Raw genomic sequence first — 20,484 nt, 5'->3', positions numbered from 1 at the left:
TTACAATTGAAAACACTGCCTTGTTTTTTCGGCGATATCTTTCAAAGGATTTTCCGCTAGTTCAAGCGTTTGCAACTGGAATAGCTGCGCGATTTCTGCAGGCAGACTGGTGAGCTGGTTTTGATTTAAGTAAAGCCATTGCAGCTGAAACAGCTGCCCAATTTCTGCAGGCAGAGCGGTGAGCTGGTTTTGATTTAAGTAAAGCGCTCGTAGTTGAGACAGCTGCCCGATTTCTGCAGGCAGAGCGGTGAGCTTGTTTTGATTTAATTCAAGCGTTTGCAGCTGAGACAGCTGCCCGATTTCTGCAGGCAGAGCGGTGAGCTTGTTTTGGATTAAGTCAAGCCTTTGCAGCTGAGACAGCTGTCCGATTTCTGCAGGCAGAGCGGTGAGCTGGTTTTCTCTTAAGTCAAGCTCTTGCAGCTGAGACAATTGGCCTATCCCTGCAGGCAGAGCGGTGAGCTGGCTTTGATTTAAGTAAAGCACTTGCAGCTGAGACAGCTGCCCGATTTCTGCAGGAAGGCTAGTGAGCTGATTTTGGATTAAGTCAAGCCCTTGCAGCTGAGACAATTGACCTATTCCTGCAGGCAGGCTGGTGAGCTGGTTTTGACTTAAATCAAGCCATTGCAGCTGAGGCAGCTGCCCGATTTCCGCAGGCAGAGCGGTGAACTGGTTTTGATTTAAGTAAAGATGTTGCAGCTGAGGCAATTGACCTATTTCTACAGGCAGAGCGGTGAGCTGGTTTTCTCTTAACTCAAGCGTTTGCAGCTGAGACAATTGGCCTATTTCTGAGGGTAAATAAGTCAAGCCTGCTCTAGATAAATTTAGAGCCGTGATGTTTTTACAATTTTCTTCAATCCAATCTCTAAAAAGCTCCCCTTTTTTTTCTAGAGGCAAGAGCTTAATTTCTTCTCGGCTCAAGTATTCTTCCCCACCAGGAAGTTTTTTCCAAAGTAAAAGCCGATTAATATTTAAGAGATAAGAAGAGTAATTAGCCAGAGTTAAGTCTCTTTTTTCTTCTGTTTTCTCTTTAAATTCCAAAGGAGAAATAGATCTAGCTAAGGTAAAAACTTGTTTAAAAACTTCATAAACTTTTTCAGTAGAGGTAAGTGCAGGATTGAGTTGATAAACTTTAGCTAACATAAGAGTTCGCTGAGTAGTGGCATTCTTCCTGGGGAAATGAAGCCGTGCTATTTTTTTATAAAGAGAAGACATCGCTTCAGAAGCCAGTAGATGATGCCATCTTTTACAGACGCTAAATAAGGAGGGAACTGCGCAAGCCTCTAAGATAGGGAGCAGCAATTCATTGGGCAAGCTTTCAATAGATACCGATGAGATAGGATGCATTTTATTTCCTTGGTGAGTGATAACTTTTCAGCATTATTATTTTTTAAAGGCAAAATAAAAAAATTAAAAAAGCAAGTCAAACGAATTCGTATCCTTATCAATGAAAAACAACTCACAGATAATCTACCGGCGCTTTAATCTAAGATAGATTTAAGGAAAGGGTGGAGACCTTCCAAGCATTTAGGAGCAGCCACAGGTTTTGGCGATTAAGTGACACGGCAATTTTGATTTGGCTAAAAGAATGAGATTGATTCTTTACCTTATTTGAGAAAAACAAAACGGCTCTTTTTGGCGCAATGTTTTAATTCTTCTATCGAATGATGGAATACAATACGCCTAGCTTCTTCCTGTCAAGAAAGGCTGTTCTCTCAGCCTAGCAATCTGCGGAAAAAGAGAGAAACTTCTTGTGATTATAAATGTGTAGGTTAGCTTAAGCTTACTTAGTTGCGGGAAGGAAAGCGGATTACTTGTTTAAAGATAAGATGGCTGAAAGTTTGCTATTTCATTTTAGCCCACCCCAATTTAAAAAGTACTTATGGCCATTCTACAATTGAAAACACTGCCTTATTTTTTCTGCAATATCTTTCAAAGGATTTTCCGCTAATTCAAACCATTTCAGCTTGGACAATTGCCCAATTCCTGCAGGCAGGCTGGTGAGCTGGTTTTGATTTAATTCAAACGTTTGCAGCTGAGACAGCTGCCCGATTTCTGTAGGCAAGCTGGTGAACTGGTTTTGATTTAAGTAAAGCCATAGTAGTTGAGACAGCTGCCCGATTTCTACAGGCAGACTGGTAAGCTGGTTTTGATTTAAGTAAAGCAATTGTAGCTGAGACAGCTGCCCAATTTCTGCAGGCAGAGCGGTGAGCTGGTTTTGATTTAAATAAAGCCATTGTAGTTGAGACAGCTGCCCAATTTCTGCAGGCAAGCTGGTGAGCTGGTTTTGATTTAAGTAAAGCCATTGTAGTTGAGACAATTGACCTATTTCTGCAGGCAGGCTCGTGAGCTGGTTTTGATTTAAGTAAAGCGCTTGCAGCTTAGGTAGCTGCTCGATTTCTGCAGGAAGGCTGGTGAGCTGGTTTTGATTTAATTCAAGCGTTTGCAGCTGAGACAGCTGCCCGATTTCTGTAGGCAGGCTGGTGAATTGGTTTTGATTTAAGTTAAGCCGTGCCAACTGAGACAATTGAACTATTTCTGTAGGCAGAGTGGTGAGCTGGTTTTGATATAAGTCAAGCCATTGCAGCTGAGACAATTGACCTATTTCTCCAGGCAGACTGGTGAGCTGGTTTTGGCTTAAGTGAAGCTGTAGCAGATTAGACAGCTGCCCTATTTCTGCAGGCAGAGCGGTGAGTTGGTTTTGATTTAAGTGAAGCGCTTGCAGCTGAGACAATTGGCCTATTTCTGAAGGTAAATAAGTCAAGCCTGCTCTAGATAAATTTAAAGCCGCGGTATTTTTACAATTTTCTTCAATCCAATCTCTAAGTAACTCTCCTTTTCTTTCTAGTGGCAAGTGCTTAATTTCTTCTTGGTTCAAGTATTCTTCCCCACCAGGAAGTTTTTTCCAAAGTAAAAGGCGATTAATATTTAAAAGATAAGAAGAGTAATTAGCCAGAGTTAAGCCTCTTTTTTCTTCTGTTTTCTCTTTAAATTCCAAAGGAGAAATAGATTTAGCTAAGGTAAAAACTTGTTTAAAAGATAGATAAACTTTTTCAGTAGAGGTAGGTACATGATTGAGTTGATAAACTTTAGCTAACATAAGAGTTTGCTGGGTAGTGGCATCTCCCCTTGGGAAATGAAGCCGTGCTATTTTTCTATAAAGAGAAGGCATCGCTTCAGAAGCCAGCAGATGATGCCATCTTTTACAGACGCTAAATAAGGAAGGAACTGTGCAAGCCTCTAAGATAGGGAGCAGCAATTCATTGGGCAAGCTTTCAATAGATGCCGAAGAGATAGGATACATTTTATTTCCTTGGTTAGGAATAACTTTTTTAGCATTTTTATCTTTAAAAACAATATAAAAAAATTAAAAAAGCAAGTCAAACGAATTCGTATCCTTATCACCAGGGGGGGATCGGCTAACTTGTTAAGTAAAAAGCAAGCTACTATGCTTTGTAGGAGATAGCTAGATATAGAAGGTTTTTGCTCAGCTTTGCGCCGACCAGACGTAGTATGCTTTTGAGTTGCTATAACTTGAGATTCTATAATCTGTATATATTTAAGTTTTTTTACAAACTTATCTAATTGACGTTTAGCATTGCTTGGACATGAAAGCTCTTGCTGTATGAGCTTAATAAAGGCTTTGGCTTCTTTTTCACTGTCCTTAAGGTAATGCTTAGCTAAAGTACGGCATTCTCTTTGATAGGCGGCTTGGCTGAAGATGACTACCCATCTTTGTTCAACGCCTGCATAGCAAGAGGTAGTCTTAAAAGCTCGATAGCCTTCTATTATCTCTACAGTTTTGTCGCAAGGCGCTTCAAATATGAGTTCTTTGGCCTCTTTGATTTGCATGGGCACACGCGTGGCAAATAAGCTTTGTTCTCTTTTAAGGGCTTGTAAGGTAGCTAGCGTATAAAGAGCACTATCTCCTACTCTATAGTTCAACATGATTTAAAGTATTTTCGCCCTGAGGTAAGCTCCTAGGAGCCTTTTATTTAAATGCTATATTTTCTTTACAAGTAAATCTATTACAAAGCTCTTAGTTTCTTGCAAAGTTTACTATGAAACCAAACAAGTTAGATAGCCAACAAGGCCGCCTTTTTAAATTCCGCTTTAGCGACAAATTCAATCAAAATCATTTTCTTATTTAAGCTATCCAAATTGATTGGATGGAAGCAGTTAGAAGAAGAATTTGATAAGCTGTTTGTAGAAAAATAGGCCAACAGCTAAGCCTGTAAGGTTAGCTGTAGGGCTCCTTGCCTTGTAACACATGTATAGAATTTCTGATGAAAATGTGGTGTATCGATGGGTAGATAATGCTTACTGGCAATATTTTTGTAGGCATGGCTTTTGGCACCAGGCGCACCCATCCTACTTCTTTAATTGACACGAGTTATCGGATAAGGAAATAGCTGAAAAAAGATCTTCACTTCACATGTTTCAAAAGTATTTTGTACTAAAAAAACTTAAAGCTAGAATGTCAAAATGGTTGAAAAAGATAGCCACTTGTTAATCTCCATTAACATTGCATGTTCTTAAGGAAATCCTATTGTTGCCTCTCTTCTCACTTATGATATGCTTGCATTTCTTAAAATAAGACCTTCCTGAAATTACTTCGCTATACAATATAGTCGCTCCTTAAAGCCCTTCAAAGAGCCTATCAAGGACTGCAAAATTTACACAGAAATTCTATGTCTGCCTGAGGCGAGTTAGAAAATAAAATGTAATAAAATAGCTTACTGTCAGAAGTAAAGCCATAACACTTCAGACTATGGGTTTAGCAAGAGGTCCTTTCTATAGGGGAGAAATTTTATGAAAGAGGGTGTCTGGCTCTTATAAAGCTTAATAAAGCTTTTATTTCAAGATTTGCGGCCCGATACAACGACTTTCAAGTTATCTAGCAATTCACAAATAAGTGATTGATGGACTTTAGAAATCGAGACGCTTTTTTGATCTAGGATTGCTGTAAGCTTCTTGAGTTGTTGAATAGTATTTTCTCCCCAATTTGGTCCCCTTTTATCTTTGTCTTCTAAAGGAAAAAGTTCTCGAATTTTAATTAAGAGTTCAGCTTTTGTTTCCCCTTGATAAGACTCTACAAAATTTTGCTTTTTTTCTAGAGGGGCTTCTCGGCTTGCCAAAGTATAAACGGCCTGACGAGGCATCGCTTCTATTTGAGGACGCAATTTTTTGGGGAGCTGTTCACAAAATTCATAATACTGTAAGAAATTATAAGGGGTTTGACGGTTGCCATAGGCTGCTAATAGCCAGGCTGTAAAAGCACCATCCTTATAACGAGTAAGAATAGATTGCGCTTTTTTTATGCGTTCTCCGTGCAAAATTGCAGCTTGGTTGTTAATAGCCTTGACTTCAGAAGTAATAGAAGTTAGAGAGGTAAAGTCTTGCTCTAGGTCTTCCTTTCCTACGGCATATTGGCGCAATAGATTAAGAAGAAATTCTTTTTCTTTTTCATTTAACTCACTGAGGCTAAAAATTCCAGAAAAACTGGTAAGATTTCCACTGGCTGATTGCTTAGCTAGGGCAGACATTTTAGAAGTTTGACTATTTTTCTTGAGACGCTCTGATATCAAACTGTTAACATGGCTCATGGCTTTTTCTATCCTTAAGAATTTGAAGGTAAATAGAGGTCAAAATTTTATTAGTTAAGGCGTTAATTTTAGTCTAAAAATGTTTTTTAAATAGCGATCATCTTTTATGGGCGGGTCAATGTAAAGCGGCTTGACATTATAAGCGTTTAAGAAGTTCTTTAGTTAAGGCAATATAGTCTTCAGCTGCCCTGCTATTAGGTACAGTATCAAAGATGGGCTTACCAAATATGGAAGCTTCCGATACACAGATGTCTCTGCGTATTTTAGTTTTTAAAAGTTTCTTAGGAAAAGTTTTATCGATGACTTCTAAAAAAGCCTCATTACTTTTTCCACGAGGATTCCAAAAGGATAAAATCACTCCTAATAAATTTAAAGGGTGACGTTGCCCGATACTTTCCATAAACTGCGAGAGCCTTTCCAATCCCTTAACGCTATAGAATTCTGGGGTTGCACATACTAGCGCGTGCTGAGCGGCAATCAAAGCCGATTCAGTTAACCAACAAAGAGAAGGCGGGGTATCAATAATAGTAAAATCGTAGGGCGCATCTTTGATACAGTCACTTAATCGCTCATGAGAGTAGCGGTCGGAGGCCAGCTGGCCAGTAACTTCCACACGCTCGAGCCATGTATCTGCAGGAATAAGATCAAGGTTGCCAACACTAGTTTTTTTGATTACTTCTTTTAGAGTTTTATTACCTTGCAAAACTGTAGCCATACTATCATTTTCATCAGGATCAAATCCTAAGCCTGTTGTTAAGTTGGCTTGTGCATCAAAATCTATTAAGAGTACCTTCTTTTTATGAAACTTTGCTAAGGCTGCACCTAAATGTAAAGCACTCGATGTTTTAGCTGTTCCTCCCTTAAAGCTGCTAATAGCTATACACTGCATGATGAGGAAGTCTCCTTCTTAAAAGGTGTTTCCAAGCTTCGGCTCTTTTTTTCTTGCTCTATCTGTAGAATTAACTCATCCAGTTTAATTTGGCCATGCACTACATTGTCACGTGTGCGTAGGTTAATGGTCTTATTATCCTGTTCTTGATCGCCTACAGTCAAAATATAATTAATCTGAGCAAGCTGAGCGTTACGGATTTTTTTGCTAACAGATTCGCTTGCGTCATCTACATCTGCATGAAAGCCCTTCTTTTTCAGTTTATCGCATATTTCATCAGCATAAGGAGCATGCCTATCAGCTACTGTCAAAATACGTAATTGAAGAGGGCTAATCCATAAAGGAAACTTCCCTGAAAAATGCTCAATTAAAATACCAAAAAATCGCTCCACAGAACCAAAAATGGCCCGATGCAGCATGACAGGTCGTTGCCTGCTTCCATCAGCTGCGGTATATTCCAATTGGAATCTTTCGGGAAGAGCCATGTCCAATTGTATCGTTCCACATTGCCAAGTACGATTGATTGCATCGCGAATATGAAAGTCAATTTTAGGCCCATAAAAAGCCCCATCACCTGGATTAATTTTATAAGAATATCCTGACTCGTCTAAAGCTTCTTTCAAGCCTTTGGTAGCCATTTCCCATTCTTCATCGCTACCAATCGTATTCTTTTCCGGACGGGTGGAAAGCTCAAGATGATAATGCAATCCAAAAGTAGTATAAAGGCTGTCGGCCATGCGAAGAATAGAAAGGATTTCCTGTTTGATATCACTAGGCTTCATGAAAATATGAGCATCATCCTGGTGGAAACTACGGCAGCGAAATAACCCTGATAAAGCGCCTGAGGGCTCATAGCGATGTACATTACCTATTTCAGCCACACGTAAAGGAAGCTCTCGATAGCTATGCACATGAGATTTATAAAAAAGCATACAGCCAGGACAATTCATGGGTTTAATGGCATAATCATGCTCCTCAATAGAAGAGGAAAACATATTTTGCTTATAGTTAGTCCAATGGCCTGAAAGCTCCCAGAGTTCACGGGCCATCAGTGTAGGAGTTTTAATTTCAATGTAATTTCCCTCTTCTAAATATTCTCGAATGAATTTTAATAAGGTGTTCCAAATGATCATTCCTTTGTGATGAATAAAAGGCATGCCAGGAGCTTCCTCCTTAAGAGAGAATAGATCAAGATGAGGTCCTAAAACTTTATGATCTCGTTTTTTAGCCTCTTCGATTTGCTGCAAATATTCTTTAAGCATTTTACGATCAGGAAAAGAGATGCCGTAAATACGAGTGAGCATCTCTCGTTGAGGGTCCCCTTTCCAGTAAGCTCCCGAAGTTTTCATTAACTTTATGGCTTTAACCTTTCCTAAATTAAAAAGATGGGGTCCGCGGCAAAGATCAAAAAATTCACCTTGATGGTAGCCTGTAAGTTCCGAATCAAAGCTATTAATTAATTCAGTTTTGTATTGATTATTTTCAAAAGCTTGCAACGCTTGTTCTTTGGAAGAAAAAATTTCTCGTTTCGTTACATAGTTTTCACCAATGATAGCTTGCATTTCTTTTTCAATTTTTTCAAAATCGCTTTCCGAAATATTTAGATGGGCAAAATCATAATAGAAACCATTCTCGATAGGTGGCCCGATAGTGGGCTTAGCTTCTGGATAGAGACGAAGAACCGCTTGGGCTAGTATATGAGCAGATGTATGCCAGAAAATCTCTTTACCTTTAGGATCTTCAAAGCTAAAAAATTCGACCTCATCTCCCTTACTTAATTCTTGCGATAGGTCATATTTTTTTCCATTAATACTTACCCCTAGAGCTTGATGAGGGCCCCGAAGATTCATCTTTTCTGCTAAATCTCTAGCTGTGCTTTTTTCAGGAATTTCTATAGATTGCTGGTTATTCAATTTGACGAACATAGTAATTAGCTTATCCTTAAGATGATAATTAATAATAACCTTCCTTAAAACATTTGGCAAGGAAAGAAATTGTCGAAGTTAACAGACAATAGGGAGGTCGTGCAAGTAAAAAAGAGGAAAGGATGGAGGGATAGGCCTGGATGTATGGATAAAGCAAATAAAACTGTTTAATTAATATAATTTATTAGTAGAATTATTGCTAATTCAGTTGATGAAAATAATTAAAGCTTTTTTTTGCTAAAGGCTGTGGTTTATATAGCAACCATGTTAATAGTATGAATTCAATCCGTGTTATTAAATTTGAAAATTTAGTAGGTAGATTATGGTTAAATTTTTTAAGCCTCTAATTGTAGAGTCTGCTTCCCAGGATCCTTATCTTCAAAATTCTAAATATGAAAAAATTCGCGCTAAAAACGTACGCTATCAAGGGACTACGTATGAAAAAATTACTTATAGAGAGCTTAATGTTCATAGCTTGGGATGGCGCATATGTTATGGCGTCTTGGCAGCTTTAGCTACTTTATCTTTAATTTCTTTAGTTTTAGATTATAAAGGAGTAAAAAAATTATGGCTGCGCGCGTCTACAGGGACTAGAGACAATGTAATATTGGTCGCTCAAAAAGCTATCAACCCATTATCAGATAATCTTCCTAATCTAGGAAAGGCAAAAAATCAAGAAACTAATTTTTTAAAGGATGTAAGGAAAAGGGAAGCGGCTTTAATTGAAGGCCGATGGACTGGTAAGCCAACTAAGAAGGGGGCTACAGCAAAGGCTCAAGCTGCGGTAAAGATTAAAGATAGTGGTATTTTAGAGGATGTAAGGAAAAGGGAACTGGCATTTATCGAAGCTAAATTACCTAAGCAGAGTGATAAGCCAATTTCTGCAGGAAATTGGGGCAAGGATTTTATAAGTCGGGTGAGAAGAAATCAAAAGACTCAGCGTGAATTAAAAATGGCTCGAGAAGTGAATACCACCCCTCAAGAGAAAGTAGAAGAAGCAACACTGCCAGCAAAAAGGGGTACAAAAAAATCTCTTAAAAAAAGTTTTTCGGTAAGGTTTAGCCAAGAAAGAAAAAGGGAATATAACAAAGAAGCCCCACCTATAGATGTAGATCATCAAACATCTATAAAAAGAAATCTTTAATATCTAGTAAAAAATAATTTTTCCTTGTTTATTATTAATCTTTTGATTGGGAATGTAATTTGTCTACTCCCTTTTCCGTTGGTTTTGAATAGATTAAAGGAGAATGGGCTTTAAGAGGAATTTGTTTATCGATTGTTCTTTTACAACTTATTGCCACCTTGTATATGATGCAAAAAAAATAGACATAAGGTTGTAAGGTGGAGTTTGAAAAAATTTTATCTCTTTTATCCCGTTCTCCCCATCCTATAAATGATAGAAATTTTTTTACTGATGTTTTTACCTATGTTTCTCAGCGTCGTAAACGCTTCTTAGCTAAAGATGCCGATAATCTGAAACGTGTGGCTAGTGAGGAATATGATGAACTTTCTAAAAGATTAGATCGATCAAAATTTCAGGAAAGCTGTGCTGTACGTAATGTTTTAAAAACTAGGAGGTTGGCTAATCTATTAATCAATGATAAAGGAGAGTTAAATTTTGCTTTACTCACTAAAGTTATCCATCTTATCTCCCAGCATCTTTATTCTCTAGGCCCTGAGCGCCAGCATGACTCAGTACGTCAGGAGCATCTTTTAAAAGCTTTGAAAGTATTAAATGAGAATAAAGATGTGCAAAGACAGCTTCACACCATTCAAAAACCTTACTCCAATAGAATTGCCGAACAGCTAATCATGGCTACCTTACAGCTACCTGAAAAAACTACTCTTACTAATGCTCATGCACGTCGGGCAGCTCTTTCTGCTTTTCTTTGTTATCTTAGGCAAAATATAGGTTCTTGTTTTGCTACTGCTCCCTGCCTTATTATCCATGATGAGCAGCCCCTTAGATTTTTATTAGATATTGATGAGTTGCTAATTACAGGGCGATTAAAAAGGACTTGGGGTGGAGCGGAATATTCTGTGCCTTTAAGCCCTTCCTGGGGCTCAGGAGATCTTAAGAAAATCATTCCCACCTCCCTAGCAGATTTATCTTTATCTCCAGGCTTAATAGCTGCCTGCGAGGTAATAGGGTTGGTCGATGTAGAAGCAAGCCTAGATGCAAAATGTATTCAACTAAAAGCGTTAGCCAAAGAGATCATAAAAGTTCAAGACGAAAATTCTATCTTTTATATTTCTGCAGAACAGCTGCTTAAACTAATTTTGCTAAAATATTATCATATTACCACAAAGGATCTAGAGGATTACCAACAAAGGACTTCAGAGTCGATGCAAAGTAGCTTGATGTTCCAAGTTCCTCAAGCAGGCTCTAGTAAAGGCCAGGCCTGTGCTAATTTTTTACTTCATTATGACAAGGCTAAAGAGGCCTTTAAAGCCCTTGCTGATAATGCTCTTTTAAAAGCTTGGGAGTTTACAGTTGCCAGCTTTGCGGAAAATAAAGCAGGTTTTACTCAATGGAATCTGTATGCTAGCTTAGGCTTAGAACCGCAAGAAAAAGGAGGAATTGGTCAATGTTTATATGCTTTTTTACAAAAAAAGCTTGAAGAGACCCAGGCTAAAATGCAGAATTTGGAGGAGGAACATGCCCAAATTTATGCCCAAGTGAAGTATTTAGAAGGACGTATGCGGCATGCTTCGGAAAAAGAGGCTGCCTGGTTAAAAGCTGAATATCAAAGTAAGCGCAATGAGTTTTATACTTTCGAAGATTTAAAAAACAAAACTCATAGGAAAGCCTCAAGGTATGCAAACTTATTTAACCTAATCATTCAGTATTATACGGAGCTTTTCCCCAAGTATTTTCAGGAAGTATATGATGCGGATATGCATGATTTTACAGCTAACCCCTATGATGATAGCCCTGCAGGTTTTCGATTGCTTTATAAGTTTGGGAGAAACAACCCGGCTTCTTGGATGCGTATTTATGAACCTTCTCAATTCATTGATTCTTTAGCTAGCTTTTTTTCAACCACAGAAAGTGAAATAGCTTCGAGTGCGGAATTGGAAGGCATGAAAGATGAGTATGCCGAAATGGTTACCGCTATTATTTCGCATGTGCGAACCAACGAATTTTTGGAGACCTCCTTTTATCGCATGGCAGCTGCCCATCACTCCCGTATAGTTCCCGCTCCTTTAGAACATTTAGATCAAATTGAAAAGAAGCCCTGGTGTTATACTTCGGGGGGCAGCATGGAAACTTTAGTATCTACCTACTTTCGCCGCGACAGCAAACCAGTAAAAATTAGCCGTTGGATAGAAAGTCCTGTAGAATTTTTGGTTTTTTTGACAGATATTATGAAACAATCTCCCCCTTCTATTAGCGAAAGATTTCTTAAAGACCCTACCAAGCTTATGTTAATGCACTCTCCCACCCATGCCTTTGGTTTTAGGCCAGGCTTGAGTCCTTTTAAAGAAGCTTGGGCAAATGATGCATTTACTTATACATGGATAAGGGACAATCTGATTGCCCCTATGTCTAATTTCATCGAACGCATACGCTTAAACAATGAAATGTTAGATTATCTTGTTGACTCTATTTCTCAAGGTTTACCCGCACGTTATAGACATTCTTTTAGAAAGAAATTTACTGGCTTATCCAGTCCTATGAAAACAGTAGAGTTTCGAAATCATTTATTAGGGCAAATCCAACAGGAGCGGGGACTAGGAGCACAAGAAAGAGCAGCGCTTTCGTCCGATGTAATTGATGGAACTTTATACAACTTATTGCCGCTATTTTCTATAGAAGAGTTAGAAGAACGCGTAAAAAATGTTTTTAAGGAACTAAAGGATATTATCTATATCGATGAAAATAAGTTTCCGCTACAGGCTTGTTTAAGGGCTCTGCTTAAAAGTTCCCCAAAGACTAAAGTTGTTACCTCTCAGGCCTTACAAGATGTTTGTAAAGCAATTGTATGCCTTTATCTAGATCGTACCTGTTGCTCTCTAGATTATCATCTTCGAGTGACTCAAGCTGTGCAAAAGCTAGGTTATGCCATGCCTAGCTCAATTTTTTTTGCGGATACCAATTGGGTAAAAGATTATTTTGCTTTTGTGGTCAATCCTGGAAATGGCTCTTTAGAGTTATGGCGGGTAGATGTTTTAGGGTCAACAGGCTACCCGATGAGCCTATGGGAGCATTGGTTAAACGGCTCCCAGCGCCAATCTCAATGGGGAGTGTATCCGCGTCCTTATGAATATACTTTCTAGCTTTATCAAGCGATCAGGATGAATCGATTCAAACAAGCTTTAGAACAAACTTAAAGTTTAATTAATTTCTTAGATTTTTTATCTACCCCCGTTTATTGGCAAAGCTAGAAGTGCTTTTGTATATAGTTCAAAACTATTTCTTCGCTTTAAATAGGCCGTGCTTATCTAAAACCATTTTCTAAGATTAAGGCACAAGTTTTTATACATAATTGCATAAGAAGTTGTTGAAAAGAGTATTGTTAGGCTAATGTCCAAGTAACCTTATCTTTTTCTCAGCTTTTGCTTTTTTCTTGTTAAGGATGTTTTAGAATGCTGCTTAAATACACTGTAGATATAGAGTTCAAAAAGTAAATTCACCCTTACAAGCTGACCCTTTCTTTAAAAATATAACCTTTATTAAGTATATGTTTGCATAAAGAGCTGCTCAAAAGCATACAACTCTTCCTTTCTAGGTAGAAAATCATCCAAGGTAATAAAAAACTCCACTAGCTATTAAACGATTAAGATTTTCACTGCGGTGATTAACTTCTCTTTTTTTCATTATTATGAAGTTTAGCTTCTAATGTTATTCTCGGCTTTATTTTCATCCTTTAACATTTAACTTAGTGTTCTTCTCGCTGGCTTCTCAAAGGGTTTTTCTGTAAGGACATAATTTTATTAAAAACTATAAACATAATTTAAAATTCCTCATTAATCGGGAATAAGTATTGACTTTTAGCCGATTAATCTTTAAAAGATATGCATCGAAAAGTACGATTGAAAGCAATTTTAGCTTTTTATGATTAATAGCTTTAGTGTCATACTTACAGGTACTAGAAGCTATTTACTCATAATAAAAAAGCTAATGTTGAACACTTAAACTTGCAATGTAAGTAATAACGGAGAAGTCATGAAACATTATAAACTACTTTTCTCGCTCTTAGCGCTCATGGGTATAACATCTATTATCAGCGCACAAGAGATTGAGAATAATAGATTGAGTCAAGAAGGAAGATTGAACGAAAGAGATTTCAATGCCCTTCAAGAATATATTTCAACTAAAAGAAACGTAGATCTTGCCGAGAAAGCCAACAACTTAAAAGTAAGTGGCGATGTTAGATCTGAATGGCGTCATGTGAATGAGAAAGGCGTTCTTCCTAAAACCAAAGGAGGAGGAAGTGTTTTTTCTCAAGCCCATTATGTAAGCGATGGCGATTATAAAAAACTGCGAGGTGGTAAAGCTATAGATCCTTACACGATTAAAAAAGCTACTCCAGGGGGCCTACCTTTATCCCGAAATGATTTTAATGTTGAATTCAACGTTTTCTTTAAATATGAATATGACCGTACCTATGCCGTAGCTCATTTGCAATACGATAATGCATGTGGGGTTTCCGACAATGGATGGTTAAATTTTAGTCAAGATCCTGCCGGATACCATGGTAGCGGTGCAGGAAAAGATTTTAGTTTAAAAAGAGCTTATTGGGGATATAACATCTACGAAGGTGGCGGCACTCGCTTCGATATTGAGGTAGGCCGTCGTAAACTTTACGATGTTTTTGAATCTGAAGTGCAGTTTGGTAGCCGTATGGATGGTATCGCCCTTTACTATAGTGGAAGTACTGAAGCTATAGGAGAATGGTATTGGACAGTAGCTGGTTTTGTGGTGGATGAACGAGTTAATCACTTAGCTTATGCTACAGAAATTGGCTTAATGAATATCAAAGATTATGGACTAGATGTTCAATACTCTTTCATTAACTGGAACAAATATGGCCGAAACCGTTTTCTTGTGAGAAATCCTAATGGCTTTAGATTTAAAACATCTCAGCTTACTCTTACTTATCACTTAAATCCTGATTGGTTCTGGGGCAAGCCTACTCAAATCTTCGGTGCTGTGCTTTATAATGGCGAAGGACGTCATAAATCAGGTGCTTATGAAGGTCGTAGGGACGAACTCAACCCAACCCAATGGTATGTTCACCATCATCAGAACCATCATCATCGCTCGGATAACCGTCAAAAATGGGGATGGTACCTTGGTTTCTTAATCGGTCAGGTTGAAAAAGAAGGCGATTGGTCTTTTGAAGCTCAATACCAATGTGTACAAGCTTATGCAATGCCTGATAACGATACTAATGGTATTGGCCGCGGAAATATCCTCGAAGAGAGTATTACCTATCAAGGACGTGGTAACACTAACTATAAAGGATGGAAATTTGAAGGCTTATATGCTTTAACTGACAACTTGTCTCTTGATGTTAAACTAGAATTAACAAGAGCAGCTAAAAAGAGTATTGGTGGAAAACATCATTATTCCAATTTTGTAGCTGAAGCTATTTACTCTTTCTAAATTAAGAGAGACAATCTAGCCTAAATACAAAAGCTAAAATTTGGTGTCTTCGATGCCAAATTTTAGCTTTTTAATTAAATCTTTTCTTTTCTCTCCTATAATTTTGCTCTTCAAAAAATGTTAAAAGTCCAATAAATAGCCCCCTAGACTCTCTACCTCAGCAAAAAAATTATTCCTAAAACATTTGCTAATCAGTGAAGGTTTTAGTTTAAGTAAGCACTAAATTCTTGTGGTAGGGATAGAAAAAATAGGATAAAGAAATTTAATTCCTCTCTCTTCTCTATGTAGGCCTAAAAATTATTTGTTAGGCTTATTGAAAGCTCTACTTATTTTTTGCCGAAATTCTTAAGAAGGCTATTGACAGATTAAGCAGGCCTTTGACATAACATGCATTTTCATCAAAATTTGGTAATTCACTATGACTATGATTATTAAAAGAACGCTAATAGGAGTAATAGCATTTTTATCATCCCAAGCAGCTGCGCAAGCAGATAATTGTAGCGATAACCGTTGGGCAAACACTGAACTTACATCCCACTGTCTAAACAGCCCTGCAAAGAGCTTGGAGGAAGCAGGTAGTGTCTATTGCTCTGGAAATGGCAAAAGGAATTCTTATGAGATGGAAAGAGAGAATGCCTATGAGCAAACGTCTCCTTTATCGCCTCATCAATTTTATATAAGCCCAACCTTTTATCATATTCATAGGGAACGCTCGTTCAATACAGGGAGCTCTAAGCAACATAACTTTATCTATGGAGTTCATGCAGGCTATGATAGGATTAAGCGCTGTCGCCTCTATGGGGGCTTAAATGCCTTGTATGCTGCGGGAAAGTTACAAGGGCGCAGCGCAAAAGGCCATAAGCTTAAATCCTGTTATAGAGAGGGAAATGTTGAAGGGCGCGTAGGCTACACTTTTCAGATGAAAAGAGGCTGGATGCCCACATTTGTACCTTACTTGGGGTATGGATACTTGTGCGAAACTAACAAATTTCTTAAGCCCTCCCCTGTAATACATAAAATGCGCATTTCTTATGATTATTTTACAGTAGGGTTTCTCTCTCTCTTTTATCCCCATCCTTCATGGGGGATAGGAATCAACTTTAAAACACGCTTCCTTTTTACTAGTAAATGTAGGATCAGCGATGACCCTGATCCCCATCAAAGAGACAGCACGATTAGCCTAGAACATAAAATTCAGTATCGTTTTGAATTACCTCTTATTTACAGATTAAATGGCTGGGCAGATAAGCTAGCCTTATCTGTGGTACCCTTTTATGAGTATAGACATTATGGAGGACATCCAGATTTTCCCTTTGATTTTGCAGAAACTAAGATGAACAATTATGGCTTTGATTTTCGCTGCTTGTATATGTTCTAAGTGTTCATCATCTTTTAGAACGATTAAAAGTTTTTTTGCTGATCGTACGCTTGTTTCTTCATCATTTTCCGCAATATTTTTAGCTTTCTGCCCACTAGCATAAGTGCATGGAGTTAATGGAATAAAAGGCGAGGCTTTAAACAGCAGGGAGAGAATGGGAGCAGGAGTACCAAAAAGTTCCTTATAAGCTTGTCCTCTATCTTATCTAAGAGCCAGTTTGTAAGGTTTAAATTTAATAATACCAACTTAAAAAAAGGTAAAGATGGAAATTATAATTACATGCATTAGACTTTTCCGTTATTTAACAAAAAGAGGCCAGGGCTCTCTTTTAGCCAAAAAAAGGTTAAATAAAGGAAACTTTTTTCCTTGCTTAAGAAAAACTTTAAGGAAAGGCTTTTCAATGAGTTTTCTAGCTTTTTTTGTTCTCTCTTTGTCTTATTTTTCCTATCTATCTGCGCTAGATATGAGAGTAGCAGATCCTTGCGGTAATAGCTTTTTGATCCAGGTAGACGAAAATACTCCTTTCCTTGAAGTCATAGAAGGAATCCAAGCTCAGCTAGTTGAGCTAGATATCGCTCAGAAGACGGCAGGATCATATTTAAATGGCTCAGAAGCCAATCCAGAGCTATCTTTTAATTACACTATAGGAATACCAGAAATATGTGTGAATAAAGGTAAACATAAAGTGACACGTAATTATTCTCGCCCTGTTAAAACAGATGAAAAAAATAACATTCGTTATGTCATTCGTTCATTAGCCAAATATAATTTAGCTCAACTGGCAAGAGAAAAATCCTCTTTAGAAAGAGCAGGAGATAAAATCAACCATCTACATCCTTTTCGGTTTTTACAATGCATATTCACTGATGAAGAGCTCAAAGCAGGCCTACATGCTATTCGTAAAAAAGGTGGGTATGTGTGGAGCAATTACTATGATGGAATGAAAAGCAGTTTAAATGAAGAGTTTGATAAAGATAATCTGATCCAATTTACTTGCGATTTTGCCGACAATGTCGGAGTGAATGTAAATGAAATTTTACCTTATGTGCAAGCGCGCCAATGGAGTAATTTGGTGGATGTACTTATTAATAGCATCCCTCGCCAAGGAAATCCTCAGCGCTACGATATGTGAAACGAAAAGGTTTAGGAAAGAGCTTAAAGATCAATGGACGAAATTTAATAAAGGAAGGATGGATGTCGGAAAAATTTTTCTCGCGGCTTAGTTATAGTTTTGGCAATGAAGATTGGAGATCTGAGCAGGAAGCGTTAAAGATTAAGACAGGAGATCGAGTTCTTAGCATTACGGCAAGTGGGGACCGCCCGTTACATCTTCTTCTAGATGATTGCGAGGAAATTGTTTCCATTGATGCTAATCCTATTCAAAACCATCTTTTAAATTTGAAGTGCGTCGCGATGCAACATCTCTCTTACAAAGAGTACATTGAATTTCTAGGCGCTGTGCCAGCATGTAAGCCACGCCTGCATACTTTTCAAAAGTTGCTTCCGCATTTTGAGGAAAAATCTAGAGACTACTGGATGAATAAAAAAAAGATGATTGAGAAAGGCGTACTTTATCAAGGAGTGGTAGAAAAAAAATGCCAATCAATCGTAGCGCCTCTGCTACGTATGTTAAGAGGTAAAAAAGTAGATAAGTTATTTGAATTCTCTGATCTTAAAGAACAGCAAGAATTTGTGAAAAAAGCATGGGATAAGGTTTACTGGCGTAAGTTGTTTGATTTAAGCTTAAATTCAGCGCTAGCGCGTTTGCTTCTACGCTGTATTGTAAGTGATCCTGGCTTATATAACCATCTTAATGGGGCCACACGTGTTGGTAGCTATCTTTACAGGCGCATGCATAATAGCTTAATGCATAACCTGGCCAAAGAGAGTTTACTATTTTCATTAATTTTAAAGGTAAAGTAGCTCCTGAGGCCTTTCCTCCCTATTTAACACAAGAGGGTGTAAGCATTATCAAAAAAAGAACCCATCGCCTTAAAGTAAAAAATATCGATGTGGTAACGTTTTTAGAGTCCAGTCCCGCTAATAGTTTCGATTGTTTTTCCTTGTCCGATGTGGCTTCTTATTTAAGCCCCAAAAATTTTGCAAAGATGATGCAGGAAGTTCTACGGGTAGCTAAGCCTCAGGCTCGTTTTTCAATTCGTCAATTTTTATCTAACCATCAGCTTCCTGAAAATCTGGTAAGTTCCTTTGCAAGGGATGGGGAGCTAGAAGATAGGTTGGAGAAAAAAGATCGCTGTTTTGTCTATCGTTACATGGCAGGCACTATAAGTAAATAATTAATACCCCTATGCTTTTAAGCCGATTGCTATGCAATCCTGTTACTTGATAAATTCTTGCATCTAGAGAATTTGCCTAGAAAAGGTTTTAAACTCTGCCGATGAAAAGGAAAGAGCCTGTTTTAGCGCTCAATAAAAAGAGGCTAAACCGTTAGCAGGGCGTGAAGGTAGGAAATGTGTATAAAAAGGAGGCGGAGGGGGAAAGCTAAAAGTAGAGGCTTCCTAACGGGGAGGGACAATTTTAATGAAGATCCTCTTTATTTTTAAAGTTGCGGAAAAGAGAAAACTTATATTTGCTAAGGAAAAGCGATTTTAGCTTTTCCTTCAATAGATTTTTCCTTAAAAGAGGGTAAACCTCTAAAATGATAGAAACCATTATATTTTTTTTCATTGCCCATCTGCTCAAAATTTCTTAAGGGCTAGTGATCAAAGTTGCGAAGAATACAACTTAGGAAAGATAAGGGAATAATTGGAGCGTAGCGGGGTCGAACCGCTGGCCTCTACAATGCCATTGTAGCGCTCTACCAACTGAGCTAACGCCCCTCAAGCAAAACAAAAATTGTATGATGAAGCTTGTTTTTGAGCAAGAAGAATCCCTCTTCTTTTAAATATTTTTTCATTATGCGGCAGACTCTTATGCTGAATGGCGCTTAATAGCTTTTATACCGAGAGGTTAGTAGAGTATTTTTAGACTGTACTATTACTTTTCTCTAGGTAAGCTTTCCACCATTTGTTAACATACTCAATCGTAGAAAGGGATGCAATGGTGGTTTCTACCACATCTTTCATTGCTTGGACTTTTTGCTCTATTAGCAAGGAATGATTTTCTTGCCTCTCTAACAATCCGTAAATCACTGCTAACCATGCTAACTCCTTATTTAGCAGGGTGGCGATCTTAGCAATCATTTTCCCTTCCTGGGCATGTGCCTTTTGGTAATCATCAAAGCATAAGATGGAGATAGCTATAGCAGCTACTGCCGTTTGAATATTACGCATTTTCTTTTCATCTTTTTCATTATCATCGCTGAACTCTAGATCGGTTGTATCTATACATACTTTGGGATGAGCATAAATGACATATTCATTATTAATAAAAGGTCCTTCAAGGGTAGCAGCAGAAGATGAAGCTTTTACTTGAGTTAAGGGCGTGGAAGCTGCAGGCTCTTGCTTGGTAGAAGAAGAAGAATTAAGAGACGATCTACAAGTGTTTTTTTTGTTTCCCAAGAGAGTATTCCATGAATTTTTAATCTGTTCATTAAAAAAAAGAGATTGCATAAGTGTATTGATTACATGCATCAAAGCAAGAGCCCGGGGATTAACTTTGCGTGCCTCTAGCAGTGAATAAATGGTTACCAGGGTAGAGATCTCCTTGTTGATAGCTAGCTGGAATTGATAGTAAAGAGCTGTTTGTTTGTTTTCTTCAGCCTGTTGAATGAGAATATGAATGATGCACTCTGCTAAAGAGGCTACAGATTTAATGATTTTACCCATTTTTTTATTGTCATCTTGAGAGTCATGAGTTAGCAATAAACTAAGGGGTTTGATTTCTTTATGAGTGTAGGTGATAGTATGTTTATTAGTAGAAGGATACAAAAGCTTTTCTTTGTAAAAATCTTTAGCAAACATGGGGCTTTGATAAGCATTTTGAGAGGTACTGGCTACTGAGGACATCACGGTTTCTCCTTGTTAATTCCTATAAAGATACAAAATTTATCTTAATTGAATGAGGTGAGAAGAAAAGAGAGGGTAGAGAAGATAAAAAAAGTAATGTTAATCTAA

The 20,484-nt window shown here is 37.8% G+C and carries 15 protein-coding genes, 1 tRNA gene and 1 pseudogene; 9 read left to right on the top strand and 8 right to left on the bottom strand.

The genetic code is table 11. The features are described from left to right. Positions 1–1,344 (bottom strand): leucine-rich repeat domain-containing protein, encoded by a 1,344-nt coding sequence (locus TY21_RS09015; protein WP_052354670.1) that lies wholly within the window; start codon positions 1,342–1,344, stop codon positions 1–3. On the opposite strand from TY21_RS09015, the gene TY21_RS11530 reads away from it, so the two are divergent. Then, the gene (locus TY21_RS11530) at positions 1,339–1,482 is read left to right on the top strand and encodes a hypothetical protein (protein WP_232044356.1); all 144 of its coding nucleotides are present in this window, start codon (positions 1,339–1,341) and stop codon (positions 1,480–1,482) included. The genes TY21_RS09015 and TY21_RS11530 overlap by 6 nt on opposite strands. A gap of 406 nt (positions 1,483–1,888) precedes the next feature. Here the strand turns inward: TY21_RS11530 and TY21_RS09010 are convergent, their stop codons facing one another. Together TY21_RS09010 and TY21_RS09005 are read right to left on the bottom strand one after the other, a co-directional pair. After that, a complete protein-coding gene (locus tag TY21_RS09010; RefSeq protein ID WP_052354669.1) occupies positions 1,889–3,301 on the bottom strand; it encodes a leucine-rich repeat domain-containing protein in 1,413 nt (470 codons plus the stop codon). Then, positions 3,238–3,945 (bottom strand): hypothetical protein, encoded by a 708-nt coding sequence (locus TY21_RS09005; protein ID WP_042240342.1) that lies wholly within the window; start codon positions 3,943–3,945, stop codon positions 3,238–3,240. Before TY21_RS09005 ends, TY21_RS09010 begins: the two co-directional genes overlap by 64 nt. A gap of 268 nt (positions 3,946–4,213) precedes the next feature. Between TY21_RS09005 and TY21_RS11525 the strand changes: the two are divergent. Further along, positions 4,214–4,336, top strand: a pseudogene (locus tag TY21_RS11525) (transposase); the annotation flags it as partial. A gap of 520 nt (positions 4,337–4,856) precedes the next feature. Here TY21_RS11525 and TY21_RS08995 read toward each other — a convergent pair. The 3 genes from TY21_RS08995 to thrS all read right to left on the bottom strand — a co-directional run bounded on the left by TY21_RS08995 (position 4,857) and on the right by thrS (position 8,417). Then, positions 4,857–5,603 carry a CT583 family protein gene (locus tag TY21_RS08995; RefSeq protein ID WP_042240340.1) on the bottom strand — a complete coding sequence of 249 codons (747 nt, stop codon included), beginning with the start codon at positions 5,601–5,603 and terminating at the stop codon, positions 4,857–4,859. Positions 5,604–5,739: 136 nt separating this feature from the next. Next, entirely contained in the window at positions 5,740–6,492 is a 753-nt protein-coding gene (locus TY21_RS08990) for a ParA family protein (RefSeq protein ID WP_042240335.1), read from the bottom strand. Further along, positions 6,480–8,417: a threonine--tRNA ligase gene (gene thrS / locus TY21_RS08985; protein ID WP_042240332.1), complete on the bottom strand. Its 1,938-nt coding sequence runs from the start codon at positions 8,415–8,417 to the stop codon at positions 6,480–6,482. Before thrS ends, TY21_RS08990 begins: the two co-directional genes overlap by 13 nt. A 502-nt stretch (positions 8,418–8,919) precedes the next feature. On the opposite strand from thrS, the gene TY21_RS08980 reads away from it, so the two are divergent. The 7 genes from TY21_RS08980 to TY21_RS11680 all read left to right on the top strand — a co-directional run bounded on the left by TY21_RS08980 (position 8,920) and on the right by TY21_RS11680 (position 18,705). Next, the gene (locus TY21_RS08980) at positions 8,920–9,561 is read left to right on the top strand and encodes a hypothetical protein (protein ID WP_130589670.1); all 642 of its coding nucleotides are present in this window, start codon (positions 8,920–8,922) and stop codon (positions 9,559–9,561) included. A 197-nt stretch (positions 9,562–9,758) separates the two neighbouring features. Continuing rightward, entirely contained in the window at positions 9,759–12,698 is a 2,940-nt protein-coding gene (locus tag TY21_RS08975; RefSeq protein WP_042240328.1) for a hypothetical protein, read from the top strand. A gap of 889 nt (positions 12,699–13,587) precedes the next feature. Next, the gene (locus TY21_RS08970) at positions 13,588–15,030 is read left to right on the top strand and encodes a hypothetical protein (protein WP_042240327.1); all 1,443 of its coding nucleotides are present in this window, start codon (positions 13,588–13,590) and stop codon (positions 15,028–15,030) included. A 418-nt stretch (positions 15,031–15,448) separates the two neighbouring features. Continuing rightward, positions 15,449–16,408 (top strand): hypothetical protein, encoded by a 960-nt coding sequence (locus TY21_RS08965; protein WP_052354489.1) that lies wholly within the window; start codon positions 15,449–15,451, stop codon positions 16,406–16,408. A gap of 400 nt (positions 16,409–16,808) precedes the next feature. Further along, entirely contained in the window at positions 16,809–17,540 is a 732-nt protein-coding gene (locus TY21_RS08960) for a hypothetical protein (RefSeq protein WP_130589669.1), read from the top strand. A 62-nt stretch (positions 17,541–17,602) separates the two neighbouring features. Continuing rightward, positions 17,603–18,331 (top strand): DUF3419 family protein, encoded by a 729-nt coding sequence (locus tag TY21_RS08955; protein WP_130589668.1) that lies wholly within the window; start codon positions 17,603–17,605, stop codon positions 18,329–18,331. After that, positions 18,304–18,705: a DUF3419 family protein gene (locus TY21_RS11680; protein ID WP_079979884.1), complete on the top strand. Its 402-nt coding sequence runs from the start codon at positions 18,304–18,306 to the stop codon at positions 18,703–18,705. Before TY21_RS08955 ends, TY21_RS11680 begins: the two co-directional genes overlap by 28 nt. A gap of 470 nt (positions 18,706–19,175) precedes the next feature. Here the strand turns inward: TY21_RS11680 and TY21_RS08945 are convergent. Both TY21_RS08945 and TY21_RS08940 read right to left on the bottom strand, forming a co-directional pair. Beyond that, a tRNA-Ala gene (locus tag TY21_RS08945) sits at positions 19,176–19,248 on the bottom strand. 144 nt (positions 19,249–19,392) lie between these two features. Further along, positions 19,393–20,376 (bottom strand): hypothetical protein, encoded by a 984-nt coding sequence (locus TY21_RS08940; RefSeq protein ID WP_042240318.1) that lies wholly within the window; start codon positions 20,374–20,376, stop codon positions 19,393–19,395. Between the last annotated feature and the right edge of the window lie 108 nt (positions 20,377–20,484).

Origin of the sequence: Neochlamydia sp. S13, assembly GCF_000648235.2 — a bacterium.
Lineage (GTDB): Bacteria > Chlamydiota > Chlamydiia > Chlamydiales > Parachlamydiaceae > Neochlamydia.
This window is presented reverse-complemented; position numbering and strand designations above follow the sequence as displayed.

Excerpts from the sequence above, each read along its gene's own strand:
- TY21_RS09015 (WP_052354670.1), bottom strand. The coding sequence starts at position 1,344 with ATGCATCCTATCTCATCGGTATCTATTGAAAGCTTGCCCAATGAATTG.
- TY21_RS08955 (WP_130589668.1), top strand. The coding sequence starts at position 17,603 with ATGTCGGAAAAATTTTTCTCGCGGCTTAGTTATAGTTTTGGCAATGAA.
- TY21_RS08940 (WP_042240318.1), bottom strand. The coding sequence starts at position 20,376 with ATGTCCTCAGTAGCCAGTACCTCTCAAAATGCTTATCAAAGCCCCATG.
- TY21_RS08965 (WP_052354489.1), top strand. The coding sequence starts at position 15,449 with ATGACTATGATTATTAAAAGAACGCTAATAGGAGTAATAGCATTTTTA.
- thrS (WP_042240332.1), bottom strand. The coding sequence starts at position 8,417 with ATGTTCGTCAAATTGAATAACCAGCAATCTATAGAAATTCCTGAAAAA.
- TY21_RS08995 (WP_042240340.1), bottom strand. The coding sequence starts at position 5,603 with ATGAGCCATGTTAACAGTTTGATATCAGAGCGTCTCAAGAAAAATAGT.
- TY21_RS09005 (WP_042240342.1), bottom strand. The coding sequence starts at position 3,945 with ATGTTGAACTATAGAGTAGGAGATAGTGCTCTTTATACGCTAGCTACC.
- TY21_RS08970 (WP_042240327.1), top strand. The coding sequence starts at position 13,588 with ATGAAACATTATAAACTACTTTTCTCGCTCTTAGCGCTCATGGGTATA.
- TY21_RS08960 (WP_130589669.1), top strand. The coding sequence starts at position 16,809 with ATGAGTTTTCTAGCTTTTTTTGTTCTCTCTTTGTCTTATTTTTCCTAT.
- TY21_RS08990 (WP_042240335.1), bottom strand. The coding sequence starts at position 6,492 with ATGCAGTGTATAGCTATTAGCAGCTTTAAGGGAGGAACAGCTAAAACA.
- TY21_RS11530 (WP_232044356.1), top strand. The coding sequence starts at position 1,339 with ATGCATTTTATTTCCTTGGTGAGTGATAACTTTTCAGCATTATTATTT.
- TY21_RS09010 (WP_052354669.1), bottom strand. The coding sequence starts at position 3,301 with ATGTATCCTATCTCTTCGGCATCTATTGAAAGCTTGCCCAATGAATTG.